Source organism: Bradyrhizobium sp. BLXBL-03 (genome assembly GCF_051853015.1).
GTDB lineage: Bacteria > Pseudomonadota > Alphaproteobacteria > Rhizobiales > Xanthobacteraceae > Bradyrhizobium > Bradyrhizobium manausense.
Map to the genome: position 1 here is coordinate 4511120 of NZ_CP182470.1, position 14879 is coordinate 4525998.

Genomic DNA, 14879 nt, shown 5'->3' on the forward strand with positions numbered 1-14879 from the left:
GCCACCCGCGTTCCGGTGCTAGGGACGGTGCAGCGTGAGCAGGATCCTCTGTCACCAGCGTGGGCTGATCGACAACGTCATACCGCTGAAGCGGTATTTCCTGCTCGTCGGCGGAGGGTTGCTGGCGCTTCTCTTTGCGCTTGACGCGCTCACTCCCCGCCAAGCCGCCGTCGAGAGCAATCATTCCGAGGCGCCGCTTCCGAAGATACGGATCTACTCAGAACTGAAGGTACCGGGACCCATCATCATCGAGACCGGTCAGCCCATCATGCTGCCCGCCCCGCCATCACAGCCGGCCGCAGATTCCCTGGCATCACTGTCCCCACAAGTTGAGCAAAAAGCTGCTCCCGCCGGTTCTGCTTCCCTTGCAGCCGTTGCAAAGGATTCAGGTGACGTGCGCATAGCTGAAACAAAGATGCAGGCACCCGGCAGATCAACCCGCCTTCGGAGCAGGCGTCCCCGCCCCGCCTACGCGCAGCGGCCGGACGCGCGCGGATCCGACTGGTCGTGGACGAACTTCGGGCCGCCGGACTCCCGCAGCCGCGACAGCTTCGCCCAATGGACGCCGCGCCGGCAGAGGCAAGCCGCTGGAATGCCCGAAGCCAGCTGGGCCCGACCGGCGCAGACGCGACATTCGCAACTCAGCTGGTTCGATCATGGCTGGTGAGACGATACGCCAAGCATAGGACGTCTCCACAATCCGTTGCATCACCTGCTCGGCGGCCTCGACTGTTCGCGCGGACGCAAACAGCCGCAGCTTGCCGACGATCGCATAGACCGGGATGATCGTTCAGAAACCGCCGCCAGAGCGTGGAGATTTGCGCAAGGCACATCGCCTGCCCGCCGCGCCCTCAAAGGGAAGAATTGCTGCCCTGTTCCCACGGCAGGTTAGCGGCCGCCGCTCGGAGCTTCGGACTAGGTCGAGGCGCCCTTGAAGATCCGTCAATCGCCACCTGCCCTGGGCGGCTTGACGCGGCCCTGAGCGCGCACCCTTGATGCAGTCGCAATGACCCTTTTGGGTCTGGTGGCGGTGCGCTACCCCTCGGTTCTCTGGTCCCCGGCCACTCAGGGCCGCAGCTCGGCTCGGCAGCATTCCGCAAATTCGCGGAGAACATCGGATTTGCGGTCGAGTTCGGGTCTTGTCTGCGTATCAAGTCCGGGCGAGTAATAGGTCGCGATGATCCGGTCCATCACCCGTTCGGCGGCTTCTATCGTCCGAATGGATGCAAACAGCCGCAGCTTTCCCATGGTCGCGTAAAGAGACATGACGTGCTTGGCGTCGCCGATGGAGGTTTGCTGCAATGCGTCGACGAAGGCCTTGGAAGACAGGTCGATGAATTCGACGAAGACGCGCTCGCGACGAGCATTCTGCTGGGCCAGTCGCCTGGTCTCATCCTGGTGATGCTGCGTCAGCCAAGTCGTTGCCACCGAGGCAAACGCACCGATCAGTGAGCCGAAGAGCGCCGAAAGCGCCGAGATATAGGCCGGACTCATGGCGTCGTTTCCGCCGCACCGACTCCGATGCGATCAATCCAGCCGCTCATTCCGCGGCCACCTCCTGCCCGACCTCGTCGTCCGCACCCAGCAGGTGCAGGACTTTGCGGAGGCGCCGTTGACCCTCCACATTGAGTTCACCCATCACCGGCAACGCTTTTTGGACGAGGTCCGAGAACTCCCGGCGCGCCTCGGGCTCCGGCGGCAGCAGCTGCGCCAAGGCCGTCATCGCAGCCGGCTCATCCACGGCCAGGATCGCCCACTGCTCGCGCACGGCGGCCTTGAACTCCGTTTCCGAGACATGCGGATACGCCAGAAGCAGCTTGCGAAGGGCATCGAATGTGCTCCTTTCGATACGATGCTGGCCCTTTCCGACGTAGACCAGCACGCGAGCGGCTGCATCCATCGGGGTCCCCTCGCCAATCTTTCCTCTGAGCCGCGACCGCTCCCGTTCGGCAGCCGTCAGGACGGAAGGCGATAATCCCGGCCGAGGACGCGGTGGTCCGTCGTTCTGCGAAATGCCGCAAATTGCCTGAACCAGAGGCGAGCCATAGATGGCGTGGAAGCTGCGCTCGACATGCTCATCACGCACGTCCCGCAGCAAGTTCAGCGCCTGGACTATCGCCGACGAAAACTGCCGCTGCATGGCAAACAACGGATTGTCCGCCGACGCGGGGCTGCGCTCCACCTTGACCTGCTCGGCCATGGGCGCAACGAGCCGCATCATGAAGTTCTTGTCCGAGAAGAAGGAATAGCCGACCCGCAACGGGTTCAGCTCAATCACGGCGCGCGCAACCTGCGGACCGCTCACCATCTTGACCCACGGTTGGGCGAAGGTCTGATAGAGAGCGTTGTTCAGTTCGGAGATGCGCGCGGCCGCAGCGAACTCGCGTTCGTCCTCTCCCGTATTGCAGCCCAGCGCGCGGATATCGTCGAGCCCGCGCTCTTCGATAGCGAGATCGTAATCGACGGCTTCTCCCTCGCCTGTGGGCTTCTCCGTGATCACGATCTCGTAGAGCCCCGGCGGCATCGCATCGATCAGCTCCATATTGTTGATGAATTGAGCATGATCCTTTGCCGCAATCTTGGTGCCCACGAAGATCGCCAAATGGCCTGCGGTGGCATCGATCGTATAGAAGATCCGCTGGCCACATTCCCGAATCTCGTCGACACTTCGATAGTTGTCCAGAATCCAGTCGAGCGCCTGCTGCGGCGGCGTAATGTTATCACCGTGGGAACAGAAGCAAACGATCGGCGCCTTGATCTCCCGCAGGTCGAGCCGAATTCCCTCGCTGGTCACGATCTGACCCGTCGAAAGCTTGTTGCCGATGAACAAATTGTCGACCATCCATTGCATCTCTTCCCCGCGCAAGACGACGAAATCACCCCACCACTTCTCGAACTCCAGATAGCGGCTTCTCTCCTGCTCGGGATTGGCCCAAACGTTGTATTGCTTGGTCCAGAACGTATTCGCCGGATTGAGATTATCAAAATTGGCGACCAGCCATGCGGCGTCGAAGATGCCGTTTCCCATGTCGCTCATCATGCGATCGAGCCAGCTTCCGCCATACCAGCCGCCGAGATAGCGCATGGCATTCTTGCCGTGCACGCCGCCCCAATAGGACAGCGGTGTACCCGCCACGACGATCGGACCGACCAGATCGGGGCGCATGCAGGCGGCCAGCATCGCATGCCAGCCTGCTTGACAATTGCCGAACACGAACGGCTTGCCGAGTGCATGGGGATGCAGGTCTGCCACCCTCTTCAAGAAGATGGTATGGGCGCGAGCCACGTCTTCGATGCGCTGGCCCTCGACGGGCGTAGCGGAGAAGCCGGCGAAGTAGACCGGATGTCCGGCCTTGAATGCGTCCCCGATCTCGCTCAGCTGTTTGAAGCCCCCGATGCCGGGACCTTGTCCAGCACGCGGGTCGACGACATAGACCGGACGTTTGCGGTCATCGATCTCGGCACCCGCCGGTGGAATGATGCGCAGCAGGGAGTAGTTGACCGGATGAGGAAGCTCGTCGCCTCGGATCACCAGCTCGCTGTCGTAGATCAGGACAGACGTGGCGCCATGGGTCACCATGTCCTCGTGCTGGTTGCCACGCTCACGCAGGATGTCCAGGAAGAGAATGGATCTCTGCCAAAAGTCGCGCGCATAGTCGGTAACGGCATTGGATGGCATCGACTTTTCCCAAGCCCGCACATGCGTGCCAATTTCACGAAGAGCCGTCGGCGCTGCTTGTCCTATCTGGCTAAAGACGTCCTCTAAGACGCGCGGCGGCCTCAGCACTTGAAGTGAGCTCGCATCTGTCATGGCTTAGACTCTCGGTGTGGTCTGCTCGCCGAGGCGGCTCTGAGATGTGTATCTCCGTTTCGTTCGCGGTGCTTTGATTGGGATCAACATGCCGAGGGCAGTTTGCTGCCAAAGTTCCTATCGCTTGAGAACTAAACCAGGCTCGCGCGCTTGGCGCATTCTCGATTGCAATTGGTGAAATCGGTTGTCGGGTTACAGGAGAGGTATCGTGTCCGCACATAATTTGCTTCGGCGCGAACGAGGGTTGCTCCAGACGCTCACGGTCATGCTCATGGCCGTCCTTGGCATTTCCGCCCTCATCGCGATCGGCAGCGCCAGCGCCGAGGAGAAGCCGACGAATCCCGTTGCCGACGCCAAGAAAGCGGTAGAAACGCTGATCAATCACCTGCGCGGTCGCGACATGCCCGACGGCATCGTGAAGACGAATGGTCGTATCGAGGCCACCCAAGTGGACGTCGCCGCCAAAAATGGCGGTCGCCTCGCGACGTTGTCCGTCGACGAGGGCGATGAGGTCACCGCCGGCCAGGTTGTTGCCACCATCTCGTCACCGGAAACGGAAGCCCAACTGCGATCGGCGCAGGCCCAGGTGCTGAAAGCAAGGCAAGCCCATGCGGAATCTATCGCTCTGATCGCGCAGCGCAACAGCGATTTGACGTTCGCCAGGACCGACTACGAGCGCGGAAAGACGCTGCTGCAAAATGGGAATATCGCGCAGCAGGTTGTCGATCAGCGGCGCAACCGGTTCGAAGCGGCCGACGCCGCCTTCGTTGCGGCCAACGCCGAGCGCGACGCGGCCGAAGCTTCGATCAAGTCGGCCGAAGCCGAGGTCGAACGGCTTCAATCCATCATTGTCGATCTTGCGCTGGTCGCACCCAGGAGCGGACGCGTGCAATATCGACTTGCTCGATCCGGGGAAGTGGTGTCCTCGGGCCAGCGCATTATGACGATTCTCGACCTCAGAGACGTCTACATGACGATCTATTTGCCTGCCGAACAGGCCGGCCGACTCATGATCGGCGATGAGGCCAGGACCATTCTTGATCCGGTGCCGCAATACGTCTTGCCCAACACGATCAGCTTCGTTGCGACCGAGGCGCAGTTCACGCCGAAGAGCGTGGAAACGACCGAGGAGCGTGAGAAGCTGATGTTTCGCGTCAAACTCCAAGGCGATCCGAAGGTCTTGGACCAGTATCACAAGTTCGTAAAAACGGGCGTCCGCGGTCTCGCCTTCGTGCGCACGGACCCGAGAACCGCGTGGCCCAAAGAGCTTGAAGTAAAGCTCCCGCAATGACCGGAACCTTTGTCGCTCGAGTCGAGCACGTCGTGCACCGCTACGGCAAGACACAGGCGGTGGATGATCTCACGCTCGACATTCCCGCCAACTGCATGGCCGGGCTGATCGGGCCCGACGGCGTCGGCAAATCCACTTTGCTCGCCCTCATTTCCGGAGTGCGAAAGATACAAGCCGGCAAGGTCACGGTGCTAGATGGCGACATGGCGGACGAGCAACATCGCCGGGCGAGTTACGGGCGCATTGCCTACATGCCGCAGGGGCTCGGCCGCAACCTCTACCCGACCCTGAGCGTTTTCGACAATATCGACTTCTTCGGCCGCCTGTTCGGCCAGGGCGCCGCCGAGCGCCGAACCCGCATCGATGAGCTGCTCAAGGCCACCGGCCTCGACCCTTTCGGCGATCGACCGTGCGGCAAGCTTTCGGGCGGCATGAAGCAGAAGGTGAGCCTCTGCTGCTCCCTGATGCACGATCCCGATCTCCTCGTTCTCGACGAACCGACCACGGGCGTCGATCCCCTCTCGCGACGGCAATTCTGGGAGCTGATCGATTCAATCCGCGCCCGTCGTCCGCAAATGAGCGTGATCGTCGCAACGGCCTACATGGACGAAGCCAGTCGATTCGACTGGCTCGCTGCCATGGATGACGGCACGGTGATCGCCCAGGGTGCCCCGAAGGAGATCCTCGCCAAGGCAAGCAAGAGCAGCCTCGACGAAGCCTTCATTGCCCTGCTCCCGCCGGAAAAGCGTGGCCAACATCAGGAGGTCATCGTACCGCCGCGCACCGAGAGCGACGACAACACGGCGGCGATCGAGACCCAAGGGCTTACGCGCCGGTTCGGCGATTTCGTCGCCGTGGATCATGTGAGCGTCAGCATCGGGCGCGGCGAGATTTTCGGATTCCTCGGCTCCAACGGCTGCGGAAAAACCACCACGATGAAAATGATGACGGGGCTTCTGCCCGTGACCGAGGGTTCGGCCAAGCTGTTCGGGAAACCGATGGCGGCCGATGACATGGAAGCGCGGCAGAACGTCGGTTACATGTCGCAGGCCTTCTCGCTTTACGGTGAGTTGACCGTGCGGCAGAATCTCGAACTGCACGCCCACCTCTATCATCTGCCAGCGGACGAGATCGACGCCAGGATCGGCGAGCTGCTGGACAAATATGATCTGAAGGATGTGGACGGCGCCAAGCCGGAAAGCCTGCCTCTTGGAGTCAAGCAGCGGCTGCAGCTTGCCGTTACCGTGCTGCATCGGCCGCTCATGCTGATTCTCGACGAGCCCACGTCGGGCGTCGATCCGGTCGCCAGGGACGCTTTCTGGCGCACCCTGATCGATCTGTCGCGCAAGGACGGCGTCACCATTTTCCTCTCGACGCACTTCATGAACGAAGCGGAGCGCTGCGACCGGATCTCGCTGATGCATCAGGGACGGGTGCTCGCGGTCGGGGCACCAAAGGAACTGGTCGCGAGCCGAAACAGCGCTTCTCTGGAAGACGCGTTCATTTCCTATCTGGAGGAGGCTGGCGGAGCCGCCAAGGACAAGACATCCGAACCGTCGCCGGTGCGAGCACCCGCGGAAGCTGCCGCGGCTCCCATGCCATTGGCATCGCCCCCGGTCGGCGGGACCCGCTCGACGAGACGCTTCGATCCTGGACGGATGTGGGCCTATGCGCGGCGCGAAACCATGGAGCTGTTGCGCGATCCCATCCGGCTGGCATTCGCGTTCGTCGGCCCCGTCATTCTCATGCTGGCGATGGGGTATGGCATCACGTTCGACGTCGAGAACCTGAAATATGCAGCTTTCGATCAGGACCAGACTCCTGAAAGCCGCAGACTGCTCGAAAGCTTCTCCGGGTCGCATTACTTCTCCGAGCGTCCTCCGATCGGCTCGACGGCGGAGTTGGAGCGACGCATGCGGAGCGGTGAACTGGCGGTCGCGGTCGAAATTCCGGCCGGGTTCGGCCGCGATCTCGCCAACCTTCATCCACCGGAGGCGGCATTCTGGATCGACGGCGCCATGCCATTCCGGGGCGAGACGACCAAAGGCTACGTGACCGGCTTGCTGATCCGGTACGCGCAGGACCTCGTGACGGAACGCTTCGGTCCCAATCCGCCAAGCAACATCCGCCTGGGCAGCGTGAAAATCGAGAACCGCTTCCGCTACAACCAGGCCTTCAAGAGTGCTTTTTCCATGGTTCCGAGCGTCATCGTGATCATGCTCGTTCTCATTCCCGCCATCATGGCAACCATCGGCGTGGTGCGCGAGGTGGAGACCGGATCGATCGCCAATTTTCGATCGACGCCCATCAGCAAGTTTGAATTTCTCCTCGGCAAGCAGTTCCCCTATGTCGTGGTCGGAATGCTGACGTTCGTCATCCTGGTCCTGATGGCCCTCATTGTTTTTGGCGTACCGGTCAAGGGGTCTTTGGGAGCACTCACGTTAGGAGCCCTGCTCTACGTCTTCTCGACTTGCGGTTTCGGGCAACTGGTCTCGACCTTCACGAAAACCCAGGTCGCTGCCGTGTTTGCAACCACGGTCCTCTCCATCATCCCGGTTACGAATTTTTCGGGCCTGCTGGTGCCGGTGTCGTCGCTCACCGGCGCCGGCAGGGCCATCGGCCTGGCTTTTCCCGCGGCCTGGTTCCAGCCGATCAGCGTCGGCACCTTCACAAAAGGGCTGACCTATTCCGATCTCGGGTTCAACGCGCTCATCCTTGCGGTGTTCGCGGCCGGATTCTTCGCAGCCGCTCATTTCTTCCTCCGGAAGCAGGAGACCTGAGATGTCGATGGTGCGCGGCGGAGCAGACTCGCGAGAACGGTCGACGCTGCAGTCGGGGACGCCGGCCGAGCTCCACGGAGAACGGCTTGCCAAGCTCCGGCTGCACTTGACCAACATCTTCCGCTTGACGATCAAGGAGCTGCGCAGCTTCCGCTCCGACCCGATCATGTTGGCGCTCGTTGTCTGGTCCTTCACCATTGCCATCCACGCTGCCGCAACCGGCGCCTCGACCGAGGCGACCAACCTTGCGGTTGGAATCGTCGATGAGGATCGCTCCGATCTTTCACGCCGCATCGGCGATGGCCTGACACCCCCCACCTTCAAGCGGGTGCTGCAGCTGCAGCCTTCCGAAATCGACCCTGCCATGAACTCGCAACGCGTCATCTTCGCGATCGAGATTCCTCCTCGATTTCAGCAGGATATTCTGGAGGGTCGGCAACCCACGGTGCAGATCAACGTCGATGCCACGGCCGCCGCCCAAGCCTTCAACGGCATGACCTATATCCAGAACGTGATCACGAACTACGTGCTGGATTTCATTTCCGGGCGCGAGGGGCTGGCCATGCCCCCGCTCAAGCTGGTCACCCAGGTCAAGTTCAATCCGAACTTGACGTCGAGCTGGTTCACGTCCGTGATGGGTATAGTCAGCAACCTGACCATGATCACGGTGATGCTGACCGGGGCCGCCCTGATCCGCGAACGCGAGCAAGGCACCGTCGAACATCTGCTCGTCATGCCCGTCGTTCCGACCGAGATCATGCTGTCCAAGATCCTCGCGAACGGCGTCGTCATCGTGCTTTCGACGACCATATCACTAGCACTTGTCGTCGAGTGGTGGCTGCAAGTGCCGGTCGCCGGATCGCGTCTGCTATTCCTGGGCGGCGCGTGCGTCTACGTATTCACCGTCGCCGCACTCGGGATTGCGCTCGGCACCATCGCCTCGACGATGGCCCAGTTCGGCCTGCTCTCGATCCCGGTGCTGCTGGTCATGATGCTGCTTTCCGGCAGCACGACGCCTCTGGAGAGCATGCCAGTCTGGCTGAAATACCTGATGCTGGTCATCAGCCCGACACCACATTTCGTGATTTTTGCGCAGGACGTGCTTTACCGGGGCGCAGATGCTTACGCTGTCTGGCCGGAGATCGTTGCCATAGCCGCGATCGGCTGTGTCCTTTTTAGTGTTGCCCTGTACCGCTTCCGCCGCGTGATTTTTAGCGGCTGAGGAGCCGACAGACCGTCTGATCACTCCCCGGCGCCAGGCCCCGCAATGCCGGTCAAGAGCTATCCGGCCGCCGGCAGGACACGCATCGACCGACGTTTGGCATGGGCCAGCAGCAAGGCAACGGTTGCTGAAGCGAGGCGCGTCCGCAGCTTGTCCGAACTGCTTGTCAAGACGATCGGAACGCGGGCTCCCAGCACTATTGCCGCGCCAACGGCTCCCGACATGAACATCAGCTGTTTGACCAACATGTTTCCGGATTCGATATCGGGCACGAGCAGAATGTTCGCTCTGCCGGCCACTGGCGATGAGATATGCTCCTGCTGGGCAGCCTCGGCGCTCACCGCGGTGTCAAACGCAAGCGGGCCGTCGACCAGGGCGCCGGAAATCTGTCCCCGATCCGCCATCTTGCACAGCGCAGCCGCTTCCACGGTCGACGGGATCTTCTTGGTGACGTGTTCGACCGCCGAGAGTATCGCAAGCCTTGGTTCATCGAAACGAAGGACGTTCGCCAGATCTATCGCGTTTTGGCAGATGTCGCGTTTCTCGGCCAAGCTCGGAAATATGTTGATGCCGGCATCGGTGATGATGAGTGGACTCGCGTAGCTTGGTATGTCCATGACGAAGGCATGACTCATGCGCCGCTCGGTCCGAAGACCTGTCCCGGCCATGACAGCTTCATGCAACAATTCGTTTGCCCGCAAGCTCCCCTTGATGATGACTTCCACCTTGCCTTCTCTTGCAAGCGCCACCGCTGCGGCTGCTGCCGCAGCCCCGGCCGGGCAATCGACGATTTCGCATGCCGTTAGATCCAATGAGGACGCCTCGGCGACCGAACGAATGCTCTTTTCGGGACCGACCAGAATCGGATTGATCAGCCGGGTTTCCGACGCGCGGATGGCCGCCTCAAGCGAGGCGCGATCGCAGGGATCAGCAACCGCGGCGTGAACAGGTTCGAGCTCCGCGCAGTGCTTGAACAGTTCGTGATAACGATCCTGTTGCGTGCTCGAGACCTCCGGCAGGGCGGATCGAGGCCGCTCTGTCGTTTCTGCTTGATCTTCCATGATCACTCCCTTGGCGAGACTTGGCCGGTCACGACGCTTTTTGGCGAGCCGGCGTCGGTCTCGGGATCCAGATTGCCTCGATGATCAACCACCAGGCTTCGGCGAAGTAAGGACTAGGACGGTGGCGCGAATTCCATCTGGTAGTTTCATTGCTCCGGCAAATTCTTCGCATTGGGCAGGGACAGGCTTTCATCGCCAACATCCTCCGCGTGCACAATGCTAAGCCGGCGGACGTCGATGGTCTTGATGTGGGTCAATGCAATCCGGCGCAGTTCCCGCGTGACGGGCCGCCTTCACACGCTCCATCAAAAACCTCTGACCGGTCGCGGCTCGTTGATCTCGATCAGTGGTACGCAGGACGATCCGAGGATCGATCGCTATCGAGCCGACCTTCTTGAGCCTCGGCCTGCTCGCCGGCCTCGTTGTGATCCGCACCTTCCTGAGCTGGACTCTGACGCTCGAGATCGAGGGCCGCGAGCCCTGGCAGCACGAGCCGGTGTCGGCGCGCGCGACCGAGCGCCAGCAAAGCTCTCCGGAAGCTGTTGGAAGCTAAGGCCCGGTTGGGCGCCCTCCCGAGTGGAAGCCCCTTCGACAGGCTCGTGCGACCGGGGGCTCTCCGCACCTCGAATGAAAGTTCGAAAGTGTGGGCCAGTTCATAGAATCGTTGGCGCCGGAACAGCAAAGTTGGAATAGCGACTTGGGGTTGAGGAGCTGCGGCCTTGGCGACCGAAGGCATGGGGCAAGATTCTTATGGTCGAGCCTGCCGATTTCATGCAACCTTTAGATGTGATGACATAATAAGTACGCATTAGGTGTATTTTTGGCGGGGCCGCGACGACAGTTCGGCCGCCAGCCACCAGGGGAGGCACAGGACATGCGGCGCGATTTGACGATCAAGACGGGCAGCATGAGCGGCACTTCGGACTTCAGGGTGCTGGCTCCGATCAAGAAGGGGTTCGTGCCGTCCCTTGACGCGACGACGTACAAGACACGCGCCAAATATGTCCTGCGCGCGCTGAATGGCGGCCGGGCAAGCGCGTTTGAATACGAACTCGCCCGCGTCCTGTCCGATTCAGTGGATCGTGTCGGGCGTATCCACTCGGTGGGAGTCGCAGTGCTCGAGCCGGAGGACGACGCAGTGGACGCCGTCGACTATGTGCTCCTGACCGCGACATTCGACGGCTCCTGGGAAGCCTATGTCCGCGTCATCTGGCAGAAGGCCGCGCGGCTGCTCGATCTTATCTTCTGCAACACCGAGGGCTATGTGCTCGGTTATGAGAACACCTATGAGGACTGGGGCATTTGGCTGAAGAGCAGGCAGTCGGAGGCCTACTTTCTCTACGCCACGCCCGACCTGACCGTGGACGACACGCGGTTTCTGCGGATGGAGGAGCGCGTCTATCGGCGCGTATCGGGCACTGATGCAGACCAGATCGTCACCCGGATCAGAATTCCCTCCCCCGAAGATATTGCGCGGCGCTCCATATTCGAGGTCGACGGAGCGATCGGCGCCGATCCCACCAATGCCGGCTTCAGCAAGCCGCTCACGATTGCGGCTGCCGGTCGGCCCGCTTTCTATCACGGCATACGCGCGCTGGCCGCGCTGTACCACCTGGCCGATTTCTATCCGCCCGGCACGCACGATGGGCAGACCCTGCACCGCGCGGCGCATGAGCTGCTGCCGGAACTGGTGCTGATGCTGAACGACAGCGCCACCTACGGCGACGGCATCAAGCGCGCCCTCCTGCGTTATGAAGAGGCCGTGCGCTGGCTGATGACCCCGCCCAACATCGCGGCGCCGCGGCGCAACCTTCCCCTCGCGCTGCCGGCAGAGCCGCCGTTGCAGGATCGGGGCAACGTGCAGGGCGGGATCCTGACCGCCTACCCCGATTCCGATCACGGCTGCCTGCTGCTGTTGCAGTTCGCGACCCCGGCCGCATTGGCGGCGTTTCTGAACGTGCTTCAGGTGACCTCCGAAGCGGATGCTCCGACCCCGGGGCAGATCGTCACCAATATCGCCTTCACGGTCGAGGGACTGCGTCACGCCGGACTGTCCGATGATGAGGTCCGCTCATTGCCCGAAGAATTCGTGCAGGGCATGGAACGACGCGCCGGTTTGCTCGGCGACGTGCGCTGGAATCATCCCCAGCGATGGCGCCTGCCGGCAAGCAACTGGGCGCTCGGCATTGAGGCGCCGGACCTGCGCGAGGATGACCCGGCGCCGCGCATCAACATGAGCGCCGTCCATGCGGTGCTCCAGCTGCGCCACTTGTCCACGGCGACGCCGATGGCGGAGACCAGAGCAGCGCTGATGACCGAGATGAAGCGTCTGGTCGACGTGGATCCCGGCGTCAAGCCGCTCTCGATCCAGTGGATGCAGCGCCAGCGCGATGCGGCGGGCAACGTGCAGGACCATTTCGGTTTCACCGACGGCACTTCGAACCCTGTGCTGCGGCAAAGCGATGCCGGCTCGCGTTATTCCAACCAGGTGCATCTCGGCGAAATCCTGTGTGGCTACCCGAACCTGGCCGACGAGAAGGCCCCGTTCGGCGACGAAACCAATCGCATTCATGCGTTCCTTCGCGACGGCAGCTTCCTGGCGCTACGCAAACTGCGGCAGGACGTGGAACAGCTCGAACAGGTCCTTCGCGACGCGCGCCAGGCAACAGAGGCCGTTGCCGGTGGCTCCGCCCCGCCCCTGACGCGCGAGATGCTTCTCGCCAAGATGATGGGACGCTGGCCTACCGGCCATCAAAAGGCTGGCCAGCCCCTCATCCCGAATCCGCCAACCGAGCCGCAGGGCAATGACTTCAATTATGATGGCGACACGCAGGCCCAATCGTGCCCCTATCACGCCCATATACGCCGTGCCAATCCGCGGCTCACGATCACACCGGCGGATGCCGGCGCCCGGCCGCCCCGCATCGTCAGGCGCGGCATGTCCTACGGACCGCCCATCAAGCGCGATGACCCGCAAGCCGCCAAGGATGCGCTACAGCAGGAACGCGGGCTCGTCTTCATGGCCTACAACGCCAGCCTCGGCGAGCAGTTCGAGGTGGTGCAGAGTTGGCTCGTCGGAGGCAACAGCTCGGGCGCCTTTTCCGGGGAGAGCGATCCGTTCCTCGGCCTCGCCGAGCCGGGCCGGCTCCGACATTTCCGTTTCGAGCATGGCGGCAAGACGGTTCATATGCCGCTCGACGGGTCCGATCGACTCCACGACGAGCCTCGCCCGTTCGTCCGCCTGGAATGGGGAACCTATCTGTTCGCGCCATCGAAGAAGGCGCTCGCCAGCCTGCAGCAATGGGCGGCGGCCCAGGGCCGCAAGCCGCTGGTGACGTGGAGCGTGGACGACGGCGAAAAAGCGATCGCACGGCTGCGTGAGATCGAGAGCCAGCTAGGCGAAGCCGCGGCGATGGCGGCGTGGAAAACGGCGCTGGAAGATCCGGACTCGGCCTCGCATTTTGTCAACGCATCGATCTGGGCTGCAATCCGCGAGCGCCACGGCGGCGTCCTCCGCACGCCGTTCGGGGTCCTCGTGGCCGACCGCGAGGAGGTGCAGCAAGTCTTTGCCGATTCAGGCACCAAGCTGACGATCACCGGCTACCTGCCCCGCATGCAGCGGTCATTCGGCATTCTGTATCTCGGCCGCGACGCCGGACAGGAAGATCATGCCTATGAGCAGGAATCCGAGATCTGCAACGCCGCGATCATGGCCCTCGACCAGCGGAGCGCATTCGAGATGGCGCGCAAGGTCACGCAGCAGGTGCTTGGCTTCATGGTCAAGCAGACGATTGGCTATGCCGCTGCCGACGGCGCATCGAGCTGGGACCTGACCGTCGAGGGGCACGAGCTCGTGAATCCGCTGCTGGGCGCCTTCTGCGAAGAGTGGTTCGGCTTGAGCGAGAATGGCGGCTACTTCCGTCGCGGCGGCTACCGCTGGGACTGGAAGGCGGGCGATCCCCCCTTCTATCCCGGCCATTTCCTGTCGCCATCGCGCTACATCTTCCAGCCCCATCCGAACAAGGAAGTTGAAGCGGTCGGTGCCGCGCATGGCACCGCCGTACGCAGCGCCATGATCGATTTTCTCGACAAGTTCAAGTCGACGATCACGGCTCCCGTGACCCGAGCCGTCCTCGATTCCCCGCGCGCTGCGGGCGACGTCCCGTTCGTGGCGCGCACGATCGCGGGCGCCATGATGGGCTTCATTCCGACCACCGACGGCAACATGCGCAGGATATTGAATGAATGGCTGCGCGAAGGAAATTTGTGGGCCTTGCGTGCGCGCTACGCCGGCACCGTGGCGGCCGACTATACCGATGCTCTCAACCGGCTGAGAGACGACTTCATCCCGGCCATGCAGCTGCGCGCCGTGCCCGAATTGATCTGGCGCACCGCGATCGTCACGCACATGCGAGGAAAGGACGGGCACCAGGTCGAGGTCAGGCCCGGGGACATCGTCGTCGCCGGCGCGGTCTCCGCCACCCAGCAGAACCTCGTCGAAGGCCGTCAGGACATCTATCACGCCTTCGGCGGCAACCGCAGGGTCGCAGGTCACCCAACGCATTCCTGTCCCGGAGCAGATCCGGCACTGGCGGTGATGCTCGGTTTCTTCAGCGCGCTGGTGGAAACGACGCTGCCGTTGCGCCCCGGCCCTATTCCACTGTCTGTGAGCATGACTGGAAGGGTGCCGCCCCAGCAGCAGGGCTGAACCCGA

9 protein-coding genes are annotated in these 14879 nt (G+C 62.3%); 6 read left to right on the forward strand and 3 right to left on the reverse strand.

All coding sequences use genetic code 11. The features are described 5' to 3' along the window. Positions 1 to 34 precede the first annotated feature (34 nt). Positions 35 to 667, forward strand: a complete 633-nt coding sequence (locus ACNJX9_RS21735) for a hypothetical protein (protein ID WP_439404104.1) — start codon at positions 35 to 37, stop codon at positions 665 to 667. Positions 668 to 1065: 398 nt separating this feature from the next. Here ACNJX9_RS21735 and ACNJX9_RS21740 read toward each other — a convergent pair whose 3' ends face one another. Then, on the reverse strand, positions 1066 to 1494 hold the full coding sequence (locus ACNJX9_RS21740; protein WP_439404105.1) for a hypothetical protein: 429 nt from the start codon (positions 1492 to 1494) through the stop codon (positions 1066 to 1068). Between the two features lie 46 nt (positions 1495 to 1540). Beyond that, positions 1541 to 3679 (reverse strand): DUF3141 domain-containing protein, encoded by a 2139-nt coding sequence (locus ACNJX9_RS21745; RefSeq protein ID WP_439404106.1) that lies wholly within the window; start codon positions 3677 to 3679, stop codon positions 1541 to 1543. 397 nt (positions 3680 to 4076) lie between these two features. Here ACNJX9_RS21745 and ACNJX9_RS21750 point away from each other — a divergent pair, with 397 nt between their 5' ends. Genes ACNJX9_RS21750 through ACNJX9_RS21760 form a run of 3 tightly spaced genes read left to right on the forward strand, consistent with a single transcriptional unit; the run spans position 4077 to position 9104 of the window. After that, positions 4077 to 5102 (forward strand): HlyD family secretion protein, encoded by a 1026-nt coding sequence (locus ACNJX9_RS21750; protein ID WP_439410100.1) that lies wholly within the window; start codon positions 4077 to 4079, stop codon positions 5100 to 5102. Then, positions 5099 to 7882, forward strand: a complete 2784-nt coding sequence (rbbA, locus tag ACNJX9_RS21755) for a ribosome-associated ATPase/putative transporter RbbA (RefSeq protein ID WP_439404107.1) — start codon at positions 5099 to 5101, stop codon at positions 7880 to 7882. Before ACNJX9_RS21750 ends, rbbA begins: the two co-directional genes overlap by 4 nt. Before the next feature lies 1 nt (position 7883). After that, entirely contained in the window at positions 7884 to 9104 is a 1221-nt protein-coding gene (locus ACNJX9_RS21760; protein ID WP_439404108.1) for an ABC transporter permease, read from the forward strand. Between the two features lie 59 nt (positions 9105 to 9163). On the opposite strand, the gene ACNJX9_RS21765 is transcribed toward ACNJX9_RS21760, so the two are convergent. Then, a complete protein-coding gene (locus tag ACNJX9_RS21765; protein ID WP_439404109.1) occupies positions 9164 to 10165 on the reverse strand; it encodes a bifunctional enoyl-CoA hydratase/phosphate acetyltransferase in 1002 nt (333 codons plus the stop codon). Positions 10166 to 10511: 346 nt separating this feature from the next. Between ACNJX9_RS21765 and ACNJX9_RS21770 the strand changes: the two genes are divergently transcribed. Both ACNJX9_RS21770 and ACNJX9_RS21775 read left to right on the forward strand, forming a co-directional pair. Beyond that, positions 10512 to 10718 carry a DUF1622 domain-containing protein gene (locus ACNJX9_RS21770; protein WP_439404110.1) on the forward strand — a complete coding sequence of 69 codons (207 nt, stop codon included), beginning with the start codon at positions 10512 to 10514 and terminating at the stop codon, positions 10716 to 10718. A gap of 807 nt (positions 10719 to 11525) precedes the next feature. Beyond that, a complete protein-coding gene (locus ACNJX9_RS21775) occupies positions 11526 to 14873 on the forward strand; it encodes a hypothetical protein (RefSeq protein ID WP_439404111.1) in 3348 nt (1115 codons plus the stop codon). The last annotated feature ends 6 nt before the right edge of the window (positions 14874 to 14879 follow it).

Bases quoted from the DNA above. Each gene is read 5' to 3' on its own strand.
- ACNJX9_RS21740 (WP_439404105.1), bottom strand. From the start codon at position 1,494: ATGAGTCCGGCCTATATCTCGGCGCTTTCGGCGCTCTTCGGCTCACTG.
- ACNJX9_RS21745 (WP_439404106.1), bottom strand. From the start codon at position 3,679: ATGCCATCCAATGCCGTTACCGACTATGCGCGCGACTTTTGGCAGAGA.
- ACNJX9_RS21750 (WP_439410100.1), top strand. From the start codon at position 4,077: ATGCTCATGGCCGTCCTTGGCATTTCCGCCCTCATCGCGATCGGCAGC.
- rbbA (WP_439404107.1), top strand. From the start codon at position 5,099: ATGACCGGAACCTTTGTCGCTCGAGTCGAGCACGTCGTGCACCGCTAC.
- ACNJX9_RS21760 (WP_439404108.1), top strand. From the start codon at position 7,884: ATGTCGATGGTGCGCGGCGGAGCAGACTCGCGAGAACGGTCGACGCTG.
- ACNJX9_RS21765 (WP_439404109.1), bottom strand. From the start codon at position 10,165: ATGGAAGATCAAGCAGAAACGACAGAGCGGCCTCGATCCGCCCTGCCG.